A 20757-nucleotide genomic window follows, 5' to 3' on the forward strand; every position below is an offset into this window, starting at 1 on the left:
AGGCCGGCCATCCGCCCAGGTGCCTCACGCGCCCTGCCGCCTGGCCTGCACGCGGAACAGGTCGACGAAATCCAGCGCGGCAGAGTCGACGTGCCGCCCCCGTGAGTGCATCGCGATGTACTGCTTGATCGCAGAGCCCATGTCGGGTGCCTCGAGCAGGCGGCTCTCCTTGCCGGTGGCGGGATCGTAGACACGGAAGCCGTAGCCATTCCTGGCGCGCGAGACCATCACGCTGTGATGACGCAGCCGACCATCGCGTGCGTAGCGCTTGAAGCACACGCCGAGATCGTTCGACCACTGCAGCATCTGCGGCATGCGGTCCTTCGAGGCATTCCACCGCGATTGCTGAAGCTGCAGACCGTCGCCCCGCGCCGCCAGCTTGGTACCGATCTGCGCGATCGAGCCCGGTCCGTCGGGCATCACCAGGCGGTCAAGGTCATCTGCCTGCTTCATCAGCAGCATGTTGATCACCGGCCGGCTGCCATCGCCGCCGGATTCCTCGCGTTTCAGCAGTTCGCGGTAATCGGGACGACCGGTGTGCTTGTCGGTCACGGAAAGCACGTCGAGAACCTCGGCCGGCACCAGGTCGGACCCCTTCTCCATGCAGCGTTCGACCTCCGCGTTGATCATCAACGCAAAGCCTTCACGGTCGTTCAAGCGCTGGGTGAATCCGATGTCGCACTCGTTCCACGGCAACGGATACCGGTCGGACGTGGCCACCGCCATGCGGCGGACGTAGCTGTCCCTGGAACCCTCGGGCTCGATCGGATGGCGGGCTTGCAGGTGGCTGTCGATGGCGGACTTCATCGCCGCCATGGCATCCGCCTCATGCCCGGGCACGGCCGGTATCCCGTTCCGGGCGGCCTCGAGCCTGGAGCGGCTGAAGGACGCCAGGATCTCGTGCTGGCCGGCCTCGTCCTGCGCGGCGTCCAGCGCGCGCTGGACGCTGCGGGTCGCATTGACATCGCGATTCCATTGCTCGCGAACGAACCGGCAAAACGGCGCCAGGTCGTGCATCGGCAAACCGTCGACCTGCCATTCGAAGTGGTCGCCTGTGCGCCAGGCTTGGTCGGCCATCGCCAGCAGGTGCTCGCACTTCTCCAGGAACAGCTGCGGTGGGATGCCAGGAAACAGCTGATCGGCGATGCCCTGCATTTCGGCGTCGCTGCAGTGGCTGTAGTGGATGCTGGGTGCCGCCTCGGCCAGGTTGCTGGCCACCCGGCTCAACAGCTCCAGGCCCTGCGCCGGCTCCGTCATCAGGCGGCCGGCTCCGTCGAGGCAGTCCTTGATCCGGCGCTGGCACTCGGGATGTTGCTGCGCATGGCTCTGCGCGCGCTGCGCCAGCCGCGCCCCGAAGAAGCTTTCGAGGAAGACACCGTCCGACAGCTTCGTCGCGCCGCGGGGCAGCCCGAAGCAGGGACCCAGCTGATTCTGCAGGTCCAGCAGGCGATGCCACTCGTCGCCCTCGTCGTCGAGGGCCGCATCGGCGGCCTTGCGCATCCGGGCCGCGGCCAGCACGCTCTGCTTGATCATGCTGAGTTCGAGTGCGGTGACACCCTGCTTGATCATGAACCTCATCAGCGCGACGTGCACCTCCGGATCCAGCGGCTTGTCGCGCACGATCTTGTCGACCAGCGTGGCGAAACAGGCCAGGCCCATCGCCGGGCTCAGCTGCACGTCGACCCGGTGGGTCTTCTTGCCGGCAAACACCTTGCCGCCGCCGACGAACGTCCCCCGCGTCGCCGTGCCCTTGAACCACCCTTTGCGGACCGTCTTCCGTAGCCCGTCGCCGCACTGCGTCGCGATCAGGATATCGGCGGCCTGCTGGTCGTTCTTCTGGTCTCGCTTGCGGCACGCGTTCCTGCCGAGCTTCGCGCCCATCGAAATCAGGTAGAGAGTTCCAACGCTGCCGCTGACCGCAGCGGGGACGGTGCCGAGAGTGGTGACGCCGGTGGCCACTGCCGCGACCCACAGAGGCCATGCGACGACGCTGTTGGCGACCCCCTTGAAGAAGCGCACATAGGAGCAGCGCTTCATGAACTTGGCATGCTTCGCGATGTCGTGGTGCGCCTGCCAGCAGGCGGGCAGCATCGTGTTGAAGAGCGCCCGATCAGCCTGGTGTTCCGGTGACTGCTCGTCGTTCACCGGAAGGTGCTTCACGGCCTTCAGCCAAGCCATCGTGTCCTTGGCGAGGCGGAACTTCTCGCCCCAGGCCTTGTGTTCGAACGTGCTGTGACCCATGTCGAAGCCGCTGCCGATCGGCGCCAGCCCCCCCGACGACACGTCGCCCAACGCACCGGCCGCCGCCGACAACGCTTCGTTGGCGCCGTCTGCCGCCGCGGCGATGCCGACAGCGATGCGGGTCAGGCTGACAAGGCCGGACGGCGCACCGACGCCGACATCGCGCCAGGTGGCCACCAGGCACCGCAGGCTCATGTCCGACATCTCCGCCCCGAACTTCGGATGCCGGGCGAACGCCTGCCTGCATTGGCTTGCGGCGATCCATTCGGCGTCGGTCGGTACGGCAGCGCACTCCTCCCCCGCCTCGTGGCACATCACCTTCAGCAGCGCGTGGAAACTCGTGACGATCTCGATGGCCGCCTTCTTTGCGGCACTCTTCATATCGATAAAGGCATGCAACTGGTCGGCGGCGTCGATCAAGCCCCCAAGAGCGTTGCCGGCACCTGTCATGCCACCAACGACTGACCCGGTCGACGCGGCGCCACCCATCGCGCTCTCGACACTGAGGCCGGCGCCCTCAACGCGGCAAGTCGCCCAGCCGGGCAGGACAGTGCTCACATAGGCGGTCTGGGTAAAGAAACCACGATCCGGTGTGGGCTTGATCACGTGGTAGTGCTTGTCACCCTCGTCGTTGCTCAACCCGGTCTCCCTCCTGAAATGTCGACTGAGGAAGACCGGCAAGCGCTGCGACGCGTCTCTCGCGTCATTCCACGTGGGGCGTCGCTTCTGCAGCGGAATGTCGATCCGGTAGGCCGGAAAGCCCGCGAAGAGATCCGTGGCATCGCGATCCACCGCGACGTAGCCTTTCTTCTCCAGCTTCGCGGCCAGCCGGCTCACCTTGGCGATCATTCCGCCGGGCTCGCGCGCCAGCTTCAGGAAATTCACCACCTCGTCGGCGGCCGCACGCCAGTCCTCGACGTGCCGCGACAGGCTGGGTTGAGGCGGCAGCACGGGGCCGCGTTCCGAAGGTCGATTGCTCCGGCTGCGCCCGTGTGCCTTCGCGAAGACCCTGCGCTTGCGGGTTGCGGGCGGTGCGTCGCCTGGTTCGGCGCGCTCCTTGCCGGCCCGATCGATTTTTCTTTGGCTGACAGGGTTCATCGCATGTCCCCCTTGGCCACTTCAGTATTGAGCCGACATCGGAAACTGCGCGGCAGCATCGCTGACAGCGGACGGCCTCTCCAGCAACTCGCTCAATGCGTCCTCCCAGGCATCGACGATTCCCCCGAGCTGGCCTTCGATCACCTCGCCGAGGACCTCGGCGTCGACAAGCTCAGCCGCTTCGAGGTGCACGCAAAGTCTGATGTGACCGGTCTGCGGCCGCAGGCTCATCACGGGTTGCCGCAGTCCATCGGCCTGGTGGTTGAATTGCAGCAGCAACCGGCAGCAGGCGAGTTCGACGGACGCCGGTGGCGGCCCGAGATCGATCGTGATGCGGCACCGGTCGATCGCCTCGATGAATTCGATCCGCAGCGGGTACCCGTCGATCGAGAGCAGGCAATCCTTCAACAGCTGGTGCGGATCCTCCAGGCCCTGCGCCTCACAGAACCGGTGGATGGCCTGCTCATAGTGCTCGATGCTCATGTCCGATGCCTTCACGGTCGGGTACGTGTCATTCAAACGGCCCCCCGATCGACTCGATCCGATCGCCAATCACACCCGGGGACGATGGTTGCTGAGTGACCTTCGCCGGGAATTCGTTCGCTGTTCAGATGAACTGGTCAGAAACCCGCATCAAACCGGCGTCACGCTCACCGACACATCGAGCTGCTGCTCGCCACCGCCCAGGATCACGCCGCGCAGCGGCACCACGTCGGCGAAGTCGGCGCCCCAGGCGAGCGTGATGTAGCGCTCGTCGGCCAGCTGGTTGTTGGTGGGATCGAACTCGACCCAGCCGTGCGCCGGCGAGTACGCGGCCACCCACGCATGCGACGCATCGACGCCGAGCAGCCGCGGCTGCCCTGGCGGCGGGTCGGTCAGCAGGTAGCCCGACACGTAGCGCGCCGGCAGCCCGTGGCCGCGCAGGCAGGCGATCATCAAATGCGCGAAGTCCTGGCAGACGCCGCGCTTCTGGTACAGCACCTCGTCGACCGAGGTGCTGACGGTGGTCGCACCCGCCTCGAACTCGAAATCGTCATGGATCGCCTGCGTCAGCGCCGACAGCGATTCGAACCAGTCGCGGCCCGGCGCCAACGCAGCCCGCGCATACAGCCGCGCGCCTTCGGACAAGGGCACCAGCACCGTCGGTTCGCACATGCGCGCCGGCTCCAGCGCACCGAGTGTCGGTGTGTTGCGCACCGCATCGCGCACCGATTCCCAGGGCTGCGCCGCCGACGCCCACACCGGCCGCGTGCCCACCTCGACCGTGCAGGCCATGCGCACCCGCAGCAGCCGGTGCGCGCCATGCAGCCCGAAATGCGTGACGGCGTTGCCGAAGCTGTCGGGCGCCTCGTGACGCTCGTCGGGCGGCGGGTCGATCTGCAGCGAATGCGCCAGCAGCTTCTGCCACGGCAGGTCACGCGGCGCGAGCCGGGCCAGTTGCCACGATTGAGACACCGGCGCGGCGTACGCGTAGCGCGTCTCGTGCTCGACGGTGTAGCGGACGGCCGGCATCACGCGACCAGCGAGAGCACGCTGCGCGACGCGGCGTGCGAGAAGAACTTCAGCGTCAGCTCGTCCGACACCGTGTACGCGGCGCGCTGCAGCTGGTCGATCACCGCCGCCAGCGCCTCGCTCTCCGGGTGCAGGTCGTGCGCACCGAGCGCCAGCAGCGCCGCCTGCGCCGGCCCGAGCACGTCGCTCGCGAAGCGGCCGTGCGTGCGCTCGAGCCTGTCGGTGTATTCCACCAGCCCCTTCACCTGGAAGGCCACCGAGCGCGGGTTGGTGTCGTCGCGCAGCAGCAGGTCGAGCACCGGCAGCCACTCCGGCGCCACCAGGTAGCGCGAACGGTAGGTGACGGTGGAGTCGGTCAGCTCCAGCAGCCAGTCGAGCCCGCTGCTGCGGCCTTCGCGCGTGGCGACCTTCAGCGTCTGGCACAGGGTCGACAGCCGTTCGATGCGCCGCCCGATCGACAGGAAGCGCCACGAGGTGCTGCGCGTCATGCCGTCGAGCACGAAACCCGACAGCGTCATCATCGACGTGACCGCGCGGTCCAGCCAGGCCAGCGCCAGCGCCAGCGAGCCGCCGCGCTGGAACACCGGGTCGGCGATCAGCTGGTTCAGCGTGCGCCAGTTGTCGGCCGACAGGCGGTCGCGCAGGCTGAAGGCCACGCGCAGCAGTTGCCGCAGCCGCACGCTCAGGCCTTCGTCCGGGTGCGTCGCGGCGCGCAGCAGCTCGGTGCCCACGTCGTCGAGCGAGTCGATCAGGCCCATGCGCTTCGCGAGCGCGAGCGTCGGCGTCAGGCCGTCTTCCGGGTCGTCGGCGCGCGCATCGACATTGCCCAGCACACCGGCCACCGCGACACGCAGCAGCCGCGCCGAGGCATCGCAGCGCTCGCCGTAGCGGCCGAACCAGAACAGGTTCTCGGCGGTGCGCGACGGCACGTTGCCCTTGGTCGTCGCCAGGTCGGCCGGCGTCACGGTGCGTGTCAGCAGCGAGAACGACGCGTTGACCGGCCGGTCGGACAGCACCCAGGTGTCCTTCGAGCGGCCGCCGCGCTGCATGCCGATCACGCGGTCGTCTTCGTCGCCGGCCACGCGGGTCAGGCCGCCGGGCATCACGCGCCAGCCGTTCGGCGTCGCGACCGCGAACACCCGCAGCCCGACGGTGCGCGCGCTCAGGTGTTCGCCATGGCGGGCGGTGCCACGCTGCTCGCGCTCGAGCACCGGTGCCTGCGACACGTGCACCCACTCCTGCGCGACGTAGCGCTGCGGGCGTGCCGCCACGCGGGCCCGCAGCAGCACGCGCTCGTCGTCGGAGAGGTCGGCACCGAACACCGCCGGCTCGCCGGCCGAGCGGTCCAGCGGCTTGATGATCAGGTGGTCGATGCGTTTCCAGGCGTCGTCGAACGCCGCCGGCTCGCCCAGCCACCAGGTGGCGACCGACGGCAGCAGCAGCGGCTCGCCGAGCAGCTGTTCGCTGAGCTGCGGCAGGTAGCCGAGCAGCGCGCCGGATTCGAGCACGCCCGAGCCGAGCGCATTGGCCAGCAGCACGGTGCCGCGGCGTGCGCAGTCGGTGAGGCCGGCCACGCCGAGCGCCGAATCGGAGCGCAGCTCGAGCGGATCGCAGTAGTCGTCGTCCTGGCGGCGCAGCAGCGCGTGCACCCGCTTCAGGCCGTCGACGGTCTTCATCCAGACGCGGCCGTCGCGCACCGTCAGGTCGCTGCCCTCGACGAGCGCGAAGCCGAGGTAGCGCGCCAGCAGCGCGTGCTCGAAGTAGGTCTCGTTGTACGGGCCCGGCGTCAGCAGGCCGATCAGCGGCGGACCGTCCCCCTTCGGGGCCAGGCGCAGCAACGATTCGCGCAGGTTCGAGAAGAACGAGGCCAGGTGCTGCACGTGCAGGTCGCGGAACATCTGCGGGAACACCCGCGAGACGACCAGCCGGTTCTCCAGCGCGTAGCCGGCGCCCGACGGCGCCTGCGTGCGGTCATTGACGACCCACCAGCGGCCGTCGGGCGAGCGCGCGAGGTCGGCCGCGTACTGGAACAGGTGCACGCCGCCGGGCGGGCGGATGCCCTGCACCTGGTGCAGGAAGCCGCTGTGGCCGAACACCACCGACGGCGGCACGCTGCCGTTGCGCAGCAGCTCCTGCGGGCCATAGATGTCGGTCAGCACGCGGTTCAGCAGTTCGGCGCGCTGCGCGATGCCGGCCTCGATCTCGTCCCATTCGGTGGGCGAGATCAGCAGCGGCAGCGGGTCGACCTCCCACGGGCGGTCGGCGCCCTGCGGATCGGCGTAGACGTTGTAGGTGATCCCGTTCTCGCGGATCTCGCGTTCCATCAGCGACAAGGTGTCGCCGATGTCGGGGCCCTGGCGCTGGGCCAGGGTCTTCAGGAAGGCTTCCCAGTGGGGCCGGGGTTCGCCGGCCGCGGCGAGCAACTCGTCGTAGCGGCCCTCATTGACGGCGTATCCCTCAAGCAATGTTCTGAGCATGTGTCGACTTCAAACCAGTCGCCAGTTTGTCACATGCGCATCGCGTCCTGCGTCACGAGGGAGCGCGCCGCAGATCCAGCGTGAACGGAAAGTTCGGGTTGCGCTCCTCCTTCGGCACCACCATCACGCCCGGCGTGTGGCCGACGCGGAAGAAGCGCGCCAGCCGCCGCGCCTCGGCCTCGTACGCATTCACCGGCGCGGTGTCGTAGCTGCGCCCGCCCGGGTGGGCCACGTGGTACTGGCAGCCGCCGAGCGAGCGGCTCATCCAGCTGTCGACCAGGTCGATCGTCAGCGGCGCATGCACCGGGATCGACGGGTGCAGCGCCGATGCAGGGTTCCACGCGCGGTAGCGCACCGCGCCGACGAACTCGCCGACCTTGCCGGTCGGCTGCATCGGGATCGTGCGGCCGTTGCAGGTGAGCACATGGCGGTCGCCGACGAGGCCGGTCGCCCGCACCTGCAGCCGCTCGACCGACGAATCGACGAAGCGCACCGTGCCGCCCGGCGCGCCCTCCTCGCCCATCACGTGCCACGGCTCCAGCGCGAGCCGCAGCTCGACCTCGGTGCCCATCGCGCTGAAATCGCCCAGCCGCGGGAAGCGGAAGTTCAGGTGCGGCGCGAACCACTCCGGCTTGAAGCCGTAGCCGAACTGGTTCATCTCCTCGATCACGTCGCACAGGTCCTGCCAGATGAAGTGCGGCAGCATGAAGCGGTCGTGCAGCTCGGTGCCCCAGCGCTTCAGGCGCGGCGGCTGGTACGGCCGCTGCCAGAAGCGCGACACCAGCGCGCGCATCAGCAGCTGCTGCGTCAGGCTCATGCGCGCATGCGGCGGCATCTCGAAGGCGCGCATCTCCAGCAGCCCGAGCCGGCCGGTCGGGCCGTCGGGCGAGTACAGCTTGTCGATGCAGAACTCGGCGCGGTGCGTGTTGCCGGTCACGTCGATCAGCAGGTTGCGCATCAGCCGGTCGACCAGCCACGGCGGCGTGTAGCCGTTGCCTTGCGCGGCGATCCGCTGCAGCTCGGCGAACGCGATCTCGATCTCGTAGACCGAATCGTTGCGCGCCTCGTCGACGCGCGGCGCCTGGCTGGTCGGGCCGATGAACAGCCCCGAGAACAGGTAGCTCAGCGCCGGGTGGTTGTGCCAGTAGCCGACCATGCTGGCCAGCAGGTCGGGGCGGCGCAGGAACGGCGAATCGGCCACCGTCGCGCCGCCCAGCACGAAGTGGTTGCCGCCGCCGGTGCCGGTGTGGCGGCCGTCGACCATGAACTTCTCGGTCGACAGCCGCGTCTCGTGCGCTGCCTGGTAGAGGTGCGTCGTCTGCTCGACCAGCTCGCCCCAGTTGTGCGCCGGGTGGATGTTGACCTCGATCACGCCGGGGTCGGGCGTGACGCGCAGCGTCGACAGCCGCGGGTCCTTCGGCGGCTCGTAGCCTTCGAGGATCACCGGCAGCTTCATCGCGACCGCCGTGTCCTCGACCGCGGCGATCACCTCCAGGTAGTCCTCCAGCGCGGTCGCCGGCGGCAGGAAGACGTAGAGCCGGCCACCGCGCGGCTCGGCGCTGATCGCGGTGCGGGTGACCCAGCCGGCAGACTCCTTCGGCGCGGGCTGGGGTGCGGGCTGGTGTGCTGCCACCGCGGGCATGACGCTCGCGGTCGAGCCCGGCGCCAGGCGCAGCCGGGGGTAGGCCGGCAGCGGCGCGAACGGCTGCGATTGATCCGGCGGATGCACCCACGGCAGGTCGGTGTCCTTGGCCCAGGGCTGCGAATCGAGCGGCAGCCGGTAGCCCATCGCCGAATCGCCGGGGATCAGGTAGCAGCGCTCGGCACGCAGGAACCACGCGCCGGTCTTCCACCGGTTGATGGCATTGCGCACCGGGTTGCGCGCGATCGGCAAGACGTGGCCGACCACCTTGTCCAGCCCCTGGGTGAACACATTCCGCAGGCGGTCGCGCTCCAGCGCGTCGGAGAGCTTCGCGTCGAACGGGTCGACATTGACCGGCAGCTTGCGCTCGCGCCACAGGTAGTACCAGACGTCTTCATACGCCGGGAAGACGTACTTGCCGTCCAGTCCCAGGCGCTGCGCGACGCCCTGCAGGAACGTCTGCGCCTGCACGTCGGTGACGCCGTAATCCTTGTGCTCATCGGCGAACAGCTCGGGGTGCGTCCACACCGGCTCGCGGTCCTTGCGCCAGAACAGGTTCAGCGACCAGCGCGGCAACTGCTCGCCCGGGTACCACTTGCCCTGCCCGTAGTGCAGCAGCCCGCCGTCGCCGTACTTGCGGCGCAGCTTGTCCATCAGGTCGGCGCTCAGCAGCCGCTTGGTCGGCCCCATCGCGTCGGTGTTCCATTCGGCGCCGTCGCGGTCGTCGACCGACACGAAGGTCGGCTCGCCGCCCTGCGTCAGCCGCACGTCGTGGCGGCGCAGGTCGTCGTCGACGCGGTGGCCCATCGCCTCGATCTCGCCCCACTGCGCATCGTCGTAGGGCAGCGTCACGCGCGGCGCTTCCCAGATGCGCGTGACCTTCATCAGGTGCTCGAACTCGGTCTCGCATTCGTCCAGCGCGCCGCTGACCGGCGCGGCCGACGACGGCTCCGGCGAGCACGCAAGCGGGATGTGGCCCTCGCCCGCCAGCAGGCCGGACGTGGGGTCGAAGCCGATCCAGCCGGCGCCCGGCAGGTAAACCTCGCACCAGGCGTGCAGGTCGGTGAAATCGACCTCGGTGCCGCTCGGACCGTCGAGCGATTTGACATCGCTCTTCAGCTGGATCAGGTAGCCCGACACGAAGCGCGACGCGAAGCCCAGGTGGCGCAGGATCTGCACCAGCAGCCAGCCGGAATCGCGGCACGAGCCGCTCGCGTTGACCAGCGTCTGCTCCGGCGTCTGCACGCCGGGTTCCATGCGGATCAGGTAGCCGATGTCCTTCTGCAGCCGCTGGTTCAGCGCGACCAGGAAGTTGGTCGTCTGCATCTTCTCGCGCGGGATGCTGGCCAGGTACTTCTCGAAGGCCGGCGTCAGCGGCGCCTTGTGGCGGTACGGCTCCAGCTCGGTCGCGAGCGATTTGTCGTACTCGAACGGAAAGTGCTCGGCCGCCGGTTCGAGGAAGAAATCGAACGGGTTCAGCACCGACATCTCGACCACCAGGTCGACCTCGATGCGGAACGAGGTGGTCTTGTCCGGGAACACCAGCCGCGCCAGGTAGTTGGCCTGCGGGTCCTGCTGCCAGTTGATGAAGTGCGTGGCCGGCTCGATGCGCATCGAGTAGCTCAGCACCCGGGTGCGCGAATGCGGGGCCGGGCGCAGCCGGATCACCTGCGGGCCCAGGTTGATCGGCCGGTCGTACCGGTAGTGGGTCACGTGGTTGAGCGCGACGTGGATGGACATTCAGGGCTCCTGGGCGGTGAGCACAGCGGTTTCGGGATGGGGCCTGGGGTCCGGCGTGGGGGCGTCGTCGAGGACGCCGATGTCCACCGTGACCCGCATGGTTTCGTCGCCGCCGCCTTCGCGCACGCCGCGGATCGGCGAGCAGGCGGCGTAGTCGGGGCCGACGGCCAGGCGCACATGGCGCTCGTCCATCAGGCAGCGGTGCGTGATGTCGACGCTGAGCCAGCGCCGCGCGGCGGGGTCGACGCAGATGTCGGCCCAGGCGTGGCTCGCGAGGGCGGGCGCATCGGGCGCGTGGAAATAGCCGCTGACGTAGCGCGCCGGCACGCCGGCGGCGCGGCAGGCGGCGATGAAGACGTGGGCCTGGTCCTGGCACACGCCGGCACCGAGCGCGAGCGCTTCGGCGGCGCTGGTGCGGGTGGTCGTCTTGCCGCCTTCGTAGGCGATGCGGTCGGCCACCGCGAGCGCCAGCGTGAGCGCCCGGGCCTCATCGACCGGGCCGTCGAGGTGCTCGCGGCCCAGCGCGGCGAGCGCGTCGGCAGCCTCGGTGAGCGGCGTGGCGCGCAGGTAGAAGGCCGGCGGGATGCGGTCGTCGACCAGCAGCGGCGAGGCATGCGTGCGCACGACGCCCGCGGCCCGCACCACGCCGCGGTAGACGCGCTGGCGCAGGCTCCAGGTGTGGCCGAGGTTGCCGAAGGCATCGCGCTGCGCAAACAGCTGGCCGGGCGCGGACAGGCTCCAGTCGAGCACCGTCTGGTGCGCGTTCGCCTGCGGCGTGAGGCACAGCGACTGCAGCGCGTACTGCAGCGGCGCGCTGTAGTCGTAGTGCGTGACGTGCCGGATGTCGAGCTTCATCCGGTGGCCCGCGCACGAGGCGTCATGCCGCCACCGGCACCAGGAAGTCGCGGCTGATGCCCACCCCCAGCGTGCCGACGCGTTCGAGGAACTGCGTGAGGAACGCGTGCAGGCCGGTCGCGAGGATCTCGTCGATGCGGCCGAAGCGCAGGTCGGCCTGCAGCCGGCCGGCGCGGCGCAGCGTGTCGGACGACTGCTCGTTGGCCACCTGGCGCAGGTTGTTGACGACCTCGTCCATGCAGGCCGCGAGCGAGCGCGGCATGTCGGCGCGCAGGATCAGCAGCTCGGCCACTTTCTCGGGCTTGATGACGTTGCGGTAGGCCTTGCGGTAGACCTCGAAGCCGGACACCGAGCGCAGGATCGCCGACCAGTGGTAGAAGTCGTACTCCTGGTCCTTGCCGTTGCCGTTGCCATTGGTGCCCATCGAGCCGGTGCCGAAGAACTCGCTCTCGACCGCGTGGAACTTCACGTCCAGCATGCGGGCGGTGTTGTCGGCGCGCTCCAGAAAGCTGCCGATGCGCAGGAAGTGGAAGGCCTCGTCCTGCAGCATCGTGCCCACCGTCACGCCGCGCGACAGGTGCGAGCGGAACTTGACCCATTCGAAGCCCTCGCCGGGGTCCTTCTGGAAGGTCTTGTGGCGCAGCATGCGCTGGAACTCGAGCCAGGTCTGGTTCTGCGTCTCCCAGACCTCGGTGGTCAGCGTGCCGCGCACCGCGCGGGCGTTCTCGCGCGCGGCCATCAGGCAGCTGTAGATGCTCGACGGGTTGCGCTCGTCGCTCACCATGTAGTCCATCACGCGGCGGGCATCGATCTCGCCGTAGCGCGACGCGTAGTCGGGGCTCAGTTCGGAGATGCTCAGCAGGCCCTTCCAGCCGTTGACCGCGGCATCGGCCGATTGCGGCAGCAGCGAGGTCTGGTAGTTGACGTCCAGCATGCGGGCGGTGTTCTCGGCCCGCTCCATGTAGCGGGCCATCCAGAAGAGGTGGTCGGCGGTTCTCGACAGCATCGTTGGTCTCCCCTTTTCTCAGGCTTCAGGCTTCCAGAACCCAGGTGTCTTTCGTGCCCCCGCCCTGCGACGAGTTGACGACCAGCGAGCCTTCCTTCAGCGCGACGCGCGTCAGCCCGCCCGGCACCATCTGCACCGTCTTGCCGCTCAGCACGAACGGGCGCAGGTCGATGTGGCGCGGCGCGATGCCGCTCTCGACGAAGGTCGGGCAGGTCGACAGGCTCAGCGTGGGCTGCGCGATGTAGCCGCCCGGGTTGGCCTCGAGCACCTTGCGGAAATCGGCGATCTCGTCCTTCGTGGCGGCCGGGCCGACCAGCATGCCGTAGCCGCCGGCGCCGTGCACCTCTTTCACGACCAGCTCGCCCAGGTGCGCCAGCACGTACTTGAGGTCTTCGGCATCGCGGCACTGGTACGTCGGCACGTTGTTCAGGATCGGTTTCTCGCCGAGGTAGAACTCGATCATCTTCGGCACGTAGGGGTAGATCGACTTGTCGTCGGCCACGCCGGTGCCGATGGCGTTCGACAGCGTCACGTTGCCGGCGCGGTAGACGCTGAGCAGCCCGGCGCAGCCGAGCGTCGAATCGGGGCGGAAGGCGAGCGGATCGAGGAAGTCGTCGTCGACGCGGCGGTAGATCACGTCGACGCGCTTCGGGCCCTGCGTCGTGCGCATGTAGACGAAGTTGTCCTTGACGAACAGGTCCTGCCCCTCGACCAGTTCGACGCCCATCTGCTGCGCGAGGAAGGCGTGCTCGAAGTAGGCGCTGTTGTACATGCCGGGCGTCAGCACCACGACGGTCGGGTCGTTGACGGCGGCCGGCGCGACCGCGCGCAGGGTCTCGAGCAGCAGGTCGGGGTAGTGCGCGACCGGCGCCACGCGGTGCTGGCTGAACAGGTCCGGGAACAGCCGCATCATCATCTTGCGGTTCTCGAGCATGTAGCTCACGCCGCTGGGCACGCGCAGGTTGTCTTCGAGCACGTAGTACGAGCCGCTGCCGTCGGGGTTGGCGGCGCGCACGATGTCGATGCCGGAGATGTGCGAATAGACGCCGCCCGGCACGTCGACGCCCATCATCTCGGGGCGGAACTGCGCGTTCTTGAAGATCTGGTCGCCGGGGACGATGCCGGCCTTGATGATCTCCTGGCCGTGGTAGACGTCGTGGATGAAGCGGTTCAGCGCGGTCACGCGCTGGCGCAGGCCGGCTTCCATGCTCGTCCACTCGGACGCGGGGATCACGCGCGGGATCAGGTCGAACGGGATCAGGCGTTCGGTGCCGGAGCCGTCTTCGTCCTTCGCGCCGTACACCGCGAAGGTGATGCCGACGCGGCGGAAGATCATCTCGGCTTCTTCGCGGCGCGAGCGCATCACGTCGCCCGGTTGCTGGGCCAGCCAACGCTCGTACACCCGGTAGTGGTCGCGCACCGTGGTGCTGGTGGCCTGCATCTCGTCGAAGCTTGCTCTCATCGGTTCAGTCTCCTCGTACTCAGGGTAGCAAATTCCAGGCCATTCACGTCACGGCGACGGCAACCGATGGTGCCAGTAGCGGCGGACGCGGTCACGCTCGCAAACGCCAGTCGCGGCCGGGCGGTCGCTGCGCCAGCGCCAGGCGCCGCACGAGGTGGTGGCGGCGACCAGCACGTCGCGCTCGTGCAGCCGGGCCAGCACTTCGGGCACCGGGTGGCCGAAGCGGTTGCGGTAGCCAGCCTGGATCAGCGCGACCTGCGGCTGCACCGCATCGAGGAAATCCGCGCTCGACGAGGTGCGGCTGCCGTGGTGCGCGACCAGCAGCAGGTCGCTGCGCAGTGCATCGCGGCTGCGCTCGACCAGCGCGCCCTCCTGCTCGCGCTCGATGTCGCCGGTGAGCAGCGCGCTGCGCCCGCCGGCGCTGACGCGCAGCACGCACGAGACGGCGTTGGGCTTGCGGGCTCGGTCGTAGTCGTCGGCGAAGGGGTGCAGCATCTGGAAGTGCACGCCGTCCCAGTCCCACGACTGGCCGGCGGCGCAGCGGGTGGCGGGGATGCCGGCGTCGCGCAGCGGGTGGCCGTCTTCCAGCGAGCTGTCGAGCTCGGCGACCGGCAGGCCAGCGATCACCGCCGCGGCGCCGCCGGTGTGGTCGGCATCGCGGTGGCTCAGCACCAGGCGGTCGATGCGGTCTTCGCCGCGTGAGCGCAGCAGCGGCAGCAGCACGCGCTGGCCGGCGTCGGATTCGCGCGAGTACTGCGGGCCGGCGTCGTAGACCAGCAGGTGCTGCCGGGTGCGCACCAGGACCGAGGTGCCCTGCCCCACATCGAGCGCCAGCAGCTCGAACTGCCCGGCGGACGGCAGCTCGCGCGGCGGCAGCAACAAGGGCAGCGCGAGCGGCACGGCCAGCAGGCGCAGGCGCCACGGCAGCGGCAACACCAGCAGCAGCGCCGACGACAGCCCGGCGAGGGCCGCCCACCACGGCGCGGCCGGCACGCTCCACACCGCCCACGGCGCCTGGGCCAGCCACGTCAGCAGCACGACCAGTTGCTGTTCGACCCATGCGCCCACCGTCCACAGCCACGGCCAGCCGGCGCCCAGCAGCGCGAGCGGCGTGATCACCAGCGTGATCAGCGGGATCGCGACCAGGTTGGCCGCGAAGCCGACGACCGAGATCTGCTGGAAGAACACCAGCGTCAACGGTGCCAGGCCGATGGTGGCGATCGCCTGCGTACGCAGGCCGGCGCGCAGGCTGCGCAGCACCGCGGCGAGCCGGCTCGGGGCTGCGGTTGGTGCGGGCTTGCCGTGCACGGGCTCTGACGCCATCAGCAACCCGACCGCCATGAACGACAGCCAGAAACCCGGCTGCAGCAGCGCCCACGGGTCGCAGGCGCTGACGACCACCGCCGCGGCCAGCAGCACCAGCGGCCACGGCCAGCGGCGTGCACCGGCCTGCAGCAGCGTGACGACCGCGAGCATCCACACCGTGCGCTGCGCCGGCACGCCCCAGCCGGCGAACAGTGAGTAGCCCATCGCCGCCGCGAGGCCGATCCAGCGCGCGGCCAGCGGCGCCGGCACCCACAGCATCGCGCGCACCGAACGCCGCCACAGCGCACCGGCAAGGCGCGCGGCCAGCCACGCGAACATCGTGATGTGCAGCCCGCTGATGCTGACGAGGTGGGCGATGCCGGTGCTGCGGAACAGCTGCCAGTCGGCCCGCTCGATGGCCGATTGGTCGCCGACCGCCAGCGCCGCCAGCACGCCGGCCGTCTGCGGGTCGTCGACCTGCGCGTACAGCCGGTCGCGCACGCGCTGGCGCAGGCGCTCGATCGGGTGCGCGGCGGCGGGGTCGAGCAGCGCGGCATGGCCGTCGAGCACATAGCCGGTGGCGCGCACGCCTTGCTCGAACAGCATCAGCTCGATGTCGAACCCGTTGGGATTCAGGCTGCCGTGCGGCTGGCGCAGGCGCGTCGTGAAGCGCCAGGCCTGGCCGGCGCGCAGCTTCGATTGCTCGGCGCTCAGCGGGCCGTCGTCGTGCCAGCCCTTGTACCAGCCGAGCGAGACGAGCGGCGGCACGGCGACGCGCTCGCCGCGCCAGCGGGCTTCATCGATCTCGAAGCGGAACTGCAGGCCGGAGGGGGTGTGGTCGGGTAGGCTCGCGACGACGCCGGTGAGGACCAGGTCTTCGCCTTCGAGCGAGGTGGGCAGCGCATCGGCCAGCCGCAGCGAGGCGCGCAGGTCGGAGGCCGCAAAGCCGGCGATCGATGCGGCCAGCACGCCGAGCAGCGCCCAACGGTGCCAGCGCCACGCGAGCATCGCGCAGGGAAGCGATGCGATGAGCAGCAGCGCCGTGACCGATGCCGGACAGACGGCTTGCTGCTGCAACTGCCACGCAACCCCCAACAGCCAAGCGACCGTGATCCCCGCGAGGTACAGCCCGCCCTGTCTGTGCATCGGGCGAGTGTAGGGGCGCGAGGCCCGTCAATTCCCCAGGATCACCTTGAAGATCTTCTCGTCGCTGTTGTTGGCGGTACTGTCCTTGTCGCCATTGTTGGTGGTGCTCATCCACAGGTTGCCGTCGATCGACGGCTCGACGGTGCGGATGCGGCCGTAGGTGCCGCGGAACAGCTCCTGCACGTTGGTCAGGCTGTCGCCGCTGATGACCTCGCGGTAGACACGCGTGCCGCGCTGGCACGCTACATACAGCACGCCGCGCACGATCGCGATGCCGCTGCACGAGCCGTCGGCCGTCGGGTAGGTGTGCTTGGGCGCGATGTAGCCCGAGGTGCCGCAACCGCCGCCGCTGCGCGACGAGGTGCCTTCGCAGTCAGGCCATCCGTAGTTGCCGCCCTTCTGGATCAGGTTGGTCTCGTCCATCGTGCCGTCGCCGAACTCCTGCTCCCACAGCCGGCCCTGCGCATCGAAGGCCAGGCCTTGCGGGTTGCGGTGGCCGTAGCTCCACACGTAGTTGCCGAACGGGTTGTCGGTGGGGCGCGTGCCATCCGGGTTCATCCGCAGCACCTTGCCGTTCAACCCGCTCGTGTTCTGCGCGTTGGCGCCGTTCTGCGCATCTCCGGTGGCGACATACAGCTTGCCGTCCGGGCCGAAGCGCAGGCGCCCGCCGTTGTGGAACTTGTTGCGCAGGATGCCGCTGAGCAGCACCTGGATCGTCGACGTGTCCAGCGTGCCGTTGACGTACTTCAGGCGGATCACGCGGTTGTCGCTGGCCGTCGTGTGCATCACGTAGAGCCATGGGTCGGTGGCCGGGAAGGCCGGCGTCACGGCCAAGCCCATCAGCCCGCCCTCGCCGTCGGTGCCGGACACGTTCGGGATCTTGCCGACGGTGGTCTTGGCGCCGGTGGCCGGGTTCAGTCGCACGATGTCCTGCGCATCACGGCGGCTGTAAAGCACGTTGCCGTCGGGCAGCGTGACCAGCCCCCACGGGATGTCGGTGTCGGTGGCCACCTGGCTCACCGAGCACACCGGGTTGCTGCACGCGCCGCCGGTCGTCAGGCTGACGCTGGTGCTGCGGGCCGACACGTTGCCCTGCGCATCGCGCGCGGCCACCGCATAGCGGTAGGTCGTGCTGGCGGCGAGGCCGCTGTCGGTGTAGCTCAGGTTCGAAGTGGAGCCGACCTTGGCATCGTCGCGGTAGACGTCATAGGCGCTCACCGCGACGTTGTCGGTGGCGGCCTTCCAGGTCAGCGTGGCGGCAGTGCCGGCCACCGAGCCGGAGAGCCCGGTGGGCGCGGTCGGCGGCTCGGTGTCGGCGCTGCACTGCGGCACGGTGATCGGCAGCGTCGCGCTGGCCTGCGAGACATTGCCCGCTGCGTCGCGGGCGTTCACGTACAGCCCCCAGCTGGCACCCGGGCTCAACGTCAGCGAGGTGCTGAGCGTGCTGCCGCTGACCGAGGCCATCGCCTGGCCATCGTGGTAGATGTCGTAGAACGCGACGCCGACGTTGTCGGTGGCCGCCGACCACGACAGCGTGACCGACCGGCATTGCAGGTTGGCGACCTTCAGGTTGCCGGGGATCGACGGCGCCTGGGTGTCGTTGGTGCCGCCATCGCTGCGGTTCCACACTTGGTTGCCATTGCCGTGGCAGGCCCAGAGTTGCACCACCGCCTTCTGCGCGGTGCTGGCGCCCGTGACATCGAGGCACAGGCCGGATTGCGAACCCGAGATGGTGCCGTTGGCGTTGTAGCGCCACTGCTGGTTGGCCTGGCCGTTGCAGGTGTACGAGGTGACCAGCGTGCCGTTCGTGGTGCCCTGGCCCTTGGCATCGAGGCAGCGGGTGCCGCCGAAGGTGCGCAGCTCGCCGGACGCGGTGAACTCCCATTGCTGGTTGGGATTGCCATGGCAGTCGTAGATCTGGATGCCCGCCCCGGGCGTCGTGCTGTTGCCGGAGACATCCATGCAACGGCCACTCGCCTTGCCGACCAGCGTGGTGGTGGCGGCAGACGCCGAGCCGGGCAACGCCGCAAGGGCCGACAACACGGCCAACGGTGTGCACAGGGCAAGGCGCCGCAGCGCGCCCGCGTTCAGGGTCTTGAATGCCGTGTCGATTGCCATGGATGAGCCTCCTTGCGTTGTTTGAGGAACGTTCGTTCCAGCGGCAACATACTTGGAATTTCAATTCCACTGTGTAAACAGGCGTTCGCGACGACGCGTCGGATATCGGTAGCGTCTCACCTCCCGCTACAGTTCATCCAGCAACAAGGAGCCCTGTCATGAAGCGCGTTACCGGCATCGGCGGCATCTTCTTCAAGTCCAAGGATCCGAAGGCACTCGGCGAGTGGTATCGGAAACACCTTGGGCTGGACGTCGAGGCATGGGGCGGCGTGAGCTTCCGGTGGGTCACCGAAGACAACCCGACGGGCACGGGCACCACGCTCTGGACGCCGTTCAAGGAAGACACGTCCTCCTTCGCGCCGAGCGCGGCGAGCTTCATGGTCAACTTCCGGGTGCACGACCTTCACGCGCTGCTCGCGGCATTGCGGTCGGAAGGCTGTGCGGTCGACGACAAGGTCGACGAGTCCGAGTTCGGGAAGTTCGGCTGGGTTCAAGACCCGGAAGGCAATCGCGTCGAACTGTGGCAACCGCCACAAGGTCAATGAAGCGGGGGACATCCTCAGTCCGGGCGCGCTCACAACCCCGCAGCGCGTTCAGCCAAAGGCCCAGGTGTAGGATCCCCCGCTTCCTCCACCTGCCCTCCCCGCCATGTCCGTCTACGACCGCCTGAAAGCCCTCGGCATCGACCTGCCGCCGGTGTCCGCTCCCGCTGCCGCCTACGTGCCCTTCGTGCGCACCGGCAACCTGGTGTTCCTGTCCGGCCACATCGCCAAGCGCGACGGCAAGCCCTGGGTCGGCAAGCTCGGCCTCGACATGGACACCGCCACCGGCAAGCAGGCCGCCCGCGCGATCGCGATCGACCTGATGGGCACGCTGCAGGCCGCGGTCGGCGGCGACCTCACCAAGGTGGAACGCATCGTCAAGGTGATGAGCCTCGTCAACAGCACCGGCGAATTCACCGAGCAGCACCTGGTGACCAACGGCTGCTCCGAACTGCTGGCCGAGGTGTTCGGCGCCGACAAGGGCGCGCATGCCCGCAGCGCGTTCGGCGTGGCCCAGGTGCCGACCGGTGCCTGCGTCGAGATCGAGTTGATCGCGCAGGTGGCCTGACCGATGGCCGCCTTCAAGTTCGGCGCCACGCAGCGCCTGTATGCCGTCGCGGTGCTGTGCCTGGCCGCCGTCGGCGTCGCGATGTTCTCGCAGTACATGTTCGACTTGCGCCCCTGCCCGTGGTGCATCCTGCAGCGGCTGCTGTTCACGCTGATCGCGGTGCTGTGCATCGTCGCGGCCTGGCTGCGTGGCGGGCCGCGCGTGGCGCTCGGCGGCATCTCGGTGCTGCTGGCCGCGGGCGGCATCGCGGCCGCGCTGTGGCAGAACCTGGTCGCCGCGAAGTCGAGCTCGTGCAACCTGACCTTCGCCGACAAGATCATCACCGGCATCGGCGTCGACAAGCTGCTGCCGTCGGTGTTCAAGGTGACCGGCAGTTGCGCCGAGGCAGCGGTCTCCATCCTCGGCGTGCCCTACGAGTTCTGGAGCCTCGCGGTGTTCGGCGTGGCCGGGCTGCTGGTGCTGTCGGCGCTGCGCGGGCGCTGATCACCCTGGCCGCGGGTCAATCGCCGATGGCGCCCGGGGCCATCGAGGGCTAAGCTCACCGGATCGTCCGCTACCGGAGCACGATCATGATGTGGCACTGGAACTCGTGGTGGGAACCGCGCAAGGACAACCCCGCCGCCACCGAGCCCCCCGCCTGGCACGGGCCGTGGGGCGTCGAGCAGGTGGCCGCCTGGCAGGCGCGCAGCTGGGAGCACATGGTGAGCACGAGCCGCTCGATGTGGAGCTTCTGGCTCGGCGCGATGCCGGTGCCCACGTGGCCGGTGATCGGGCAGGTCACGCCGCCATCGGCGCCGCATGAGGTGCAGCCGGAGACGCCGGCCAAGCCGGTGACGCGGACGGCTCAGAAATCACCGACACGCAAGCGGACTGCGCTGCCCGATGGGCGGCATGCGCAGCAGGCGCGCAAGCGTTGAACCTGCCGCCGTCGACCTGAGCAAGATCGCCTGCGCGTTCTGGTCCGGATTCAGATGTTCGAGGTCCGCATTCCCCGGGACCTCTGGTTGGCCCACTTCCGGAACCCCTTCATGGCAAGTGCCACTCA

14 protein-coding genes are annotated in these 20757 nt (G+C 69.1%); 4 read left to right on the forward strand and 10 right to left on the reverse strand.

Going from position 1 to position 20757, the window contains the following annotated elements:
• Window positions 1-24: 24 nt before the first annotated feature.
• The 10 genes from BUE42_RS08820 to BUE42_RS08865 form a co-directional block, all read right to left on the reverse strand.
• Window positions 25-3339 carry a hypothetical protein gene (locus BUE42_RS08820; RefSeq protein ID WP_143171390.1) on the reverse strand — a complete coding sequence of 1105 codons (3315 nt, stop codon included), beginning with the start codon at window positions 3337-3339 and terminating at the stop codon, window positions 25-27.
• A gap of 21 nt (window positions 3340-3360) precedes the next feature.
• Window positions 3361-3822, reverse strand: a complete 462-nt coding sequence (locus tag BUE42_RS08825; protein ID WP_073464345.1) for a CesT family type III secretion system chaperone — start codon at window positions 3820-3822, stop codon at window positions 3361-3363.
• Between the two features lie 150 nt (window positions 3823-3972).
• Window positions 3973-4851, reverse strand: coding sequence for a transglutaminase family protein (locus BUE42_RS08830; protein WP_073464347.1), 879 nt, complete (start codon window positions 4849-4851; stop codon window positions 3973-3975).
• Window positions 4851-7328, reverse strand: a complete 2478-nt coding sequence (locus BUE42_RS08835) for a circularly permuted type 2 ATP-grasp protein (RefSeq protein ID WP_073464349.1) — start codon at window positions 7326-7328, stop codon at window positions 4851-4853. The genes BUE42_RS08830 and BUE42_RS08835 overlap by 1 nt, the downstream gene beginning before the upstream one ends.
• 52 nt (window positions 7329-7380) lie before the next feature.
• Window positions 7381-10710, reverse strand: coding sequence for a transglutaminase family protein (locus BUE42_RS08840; protein ID WP_073464351.1), 3330 nt, complete (start codon window positions 10708-10710; stop codon window positions 7381-7383).
• On the reverse strand, window positions 10711-11565 hold the full coding sequence (locus BUE42_RS08845) for a transglutaminase family protein (RefSeq protein WP_073464353.1): 855 nt from the start codon (window positions 11563-11565) through the stop codon (window positions 10711-10713).
• 22 nt (window positions 11566-11587) lie between these two features.
• Window positions 11588-12571 carry an alpha-E domain-containing protein gene (locus BUE42_RS08850; protein WP_073464356.1) on the reverse strand — a complete coding sequence of 328 codons (984 nt, stop codon included), beginning with the start codon at window positions 12569-12571 and terminating at the stop codon, window positions 11588-11590.
• A 25-nt stretch (window positions 12572-12596) separates the two neighbouring features.
• On the reverse strand, window positions 12597-14033 hold the full coding sequence (locus tag BUE42_RS08855) for a circularly permuted type 2 ATP-grasp protein (protein ID WP_073464358.1): 1437 nt from the start codon (window positions 14031-14033) through the stop codon (window positions 12597-12599).
• 48 nt (window positions 14034-14081) lie between these two features.
• On the reverse strand, window positions 14082-16484 hold the full coding sequence (locus tag BUE42_RS08860; protein WP_073464360.1) for a DNA internalization-related competence protein ComEC/Rec2: 2403 nt from the start codon (window positions 16482-16484) through the stop codon (window positions 14082-14084).
• Between the two features lie 27 nt (window positions 16485-16511).
• Window positions 16512-18602 carry a PQQ-dependent sugar dehydrogenase gene (locus BUE42_RS08865; protein ID WP_083613992.1) on the reverse strand — a complete coding sequence of 697 codons (2091 nt, stop codon included), beginning with the start codon at window positions 18600-18602 and terminating at the stop codon, window positions 16512-16514.
• A gap of 158 nt (window positions 18603-18760) precedes the next feature.
• Between BUE42_RS08865 and BUE42_RS08870 the strand changes: the two genes are divergently transcribed.
• From BUE42_RS08870 to BUE42_RS08885, 4 genes are all read left to right on the forward strand, one after another.
• Window positions 18761-19147, forward strand: coding sequence for a VOC family protein (locus BUE42_RS08870; RefSeq protein ID WP_073464363.1), 387 nt, complete (start codon window positions 18761-18763; stop codon window positions 19145-19147).
• Between the two features lie 103 nt (window positions 19148-19250).
• Window positions 19251-19712, forward strand: a complete 462-nt coding sequence (locus BUE42_RS08875; RefSeq protein WP_073464365.1) for a RidA family protein — start codon at window positions 19251-19253, stop codon at window positions 19710-19712.
• A gap of 3 nt (window positions 19713-19715) precedes the next feature.
• The gene (locus BUE42_RS08880) at window positions 19716-20195 is read left to right on the forward strand and encodes a disulfide bond formation protein B (protein ID WP_073464367.1); all 480 of its coding nucleotides are present in this window, start codon (window positions 19716-19718) and stop codon (window positions 20193-20195) included.
• Between the two features lie 86 nt (window positions 20196-20281).
• Entirely contained in the window at window positions 20282-20629 is a 348-nt protein-coding gene (locus tag BUE42_RS08885; protein ID WP_073464370.1) for a hypothetical protein, read from the forward strand.
• The last annotated feature ends 128 nt before the right edge of the window (window positions 20630-20757 follow it).

It is taken from the genome of Rhizobacter sp. OV335 (genome assembly GCF_900142965.1).
Lineage (GTDB): Bacteria > Pseudomonadota > Gammaproteobacteria > Burkholderiales > Burkholderiaceae_C > Rhizobacter.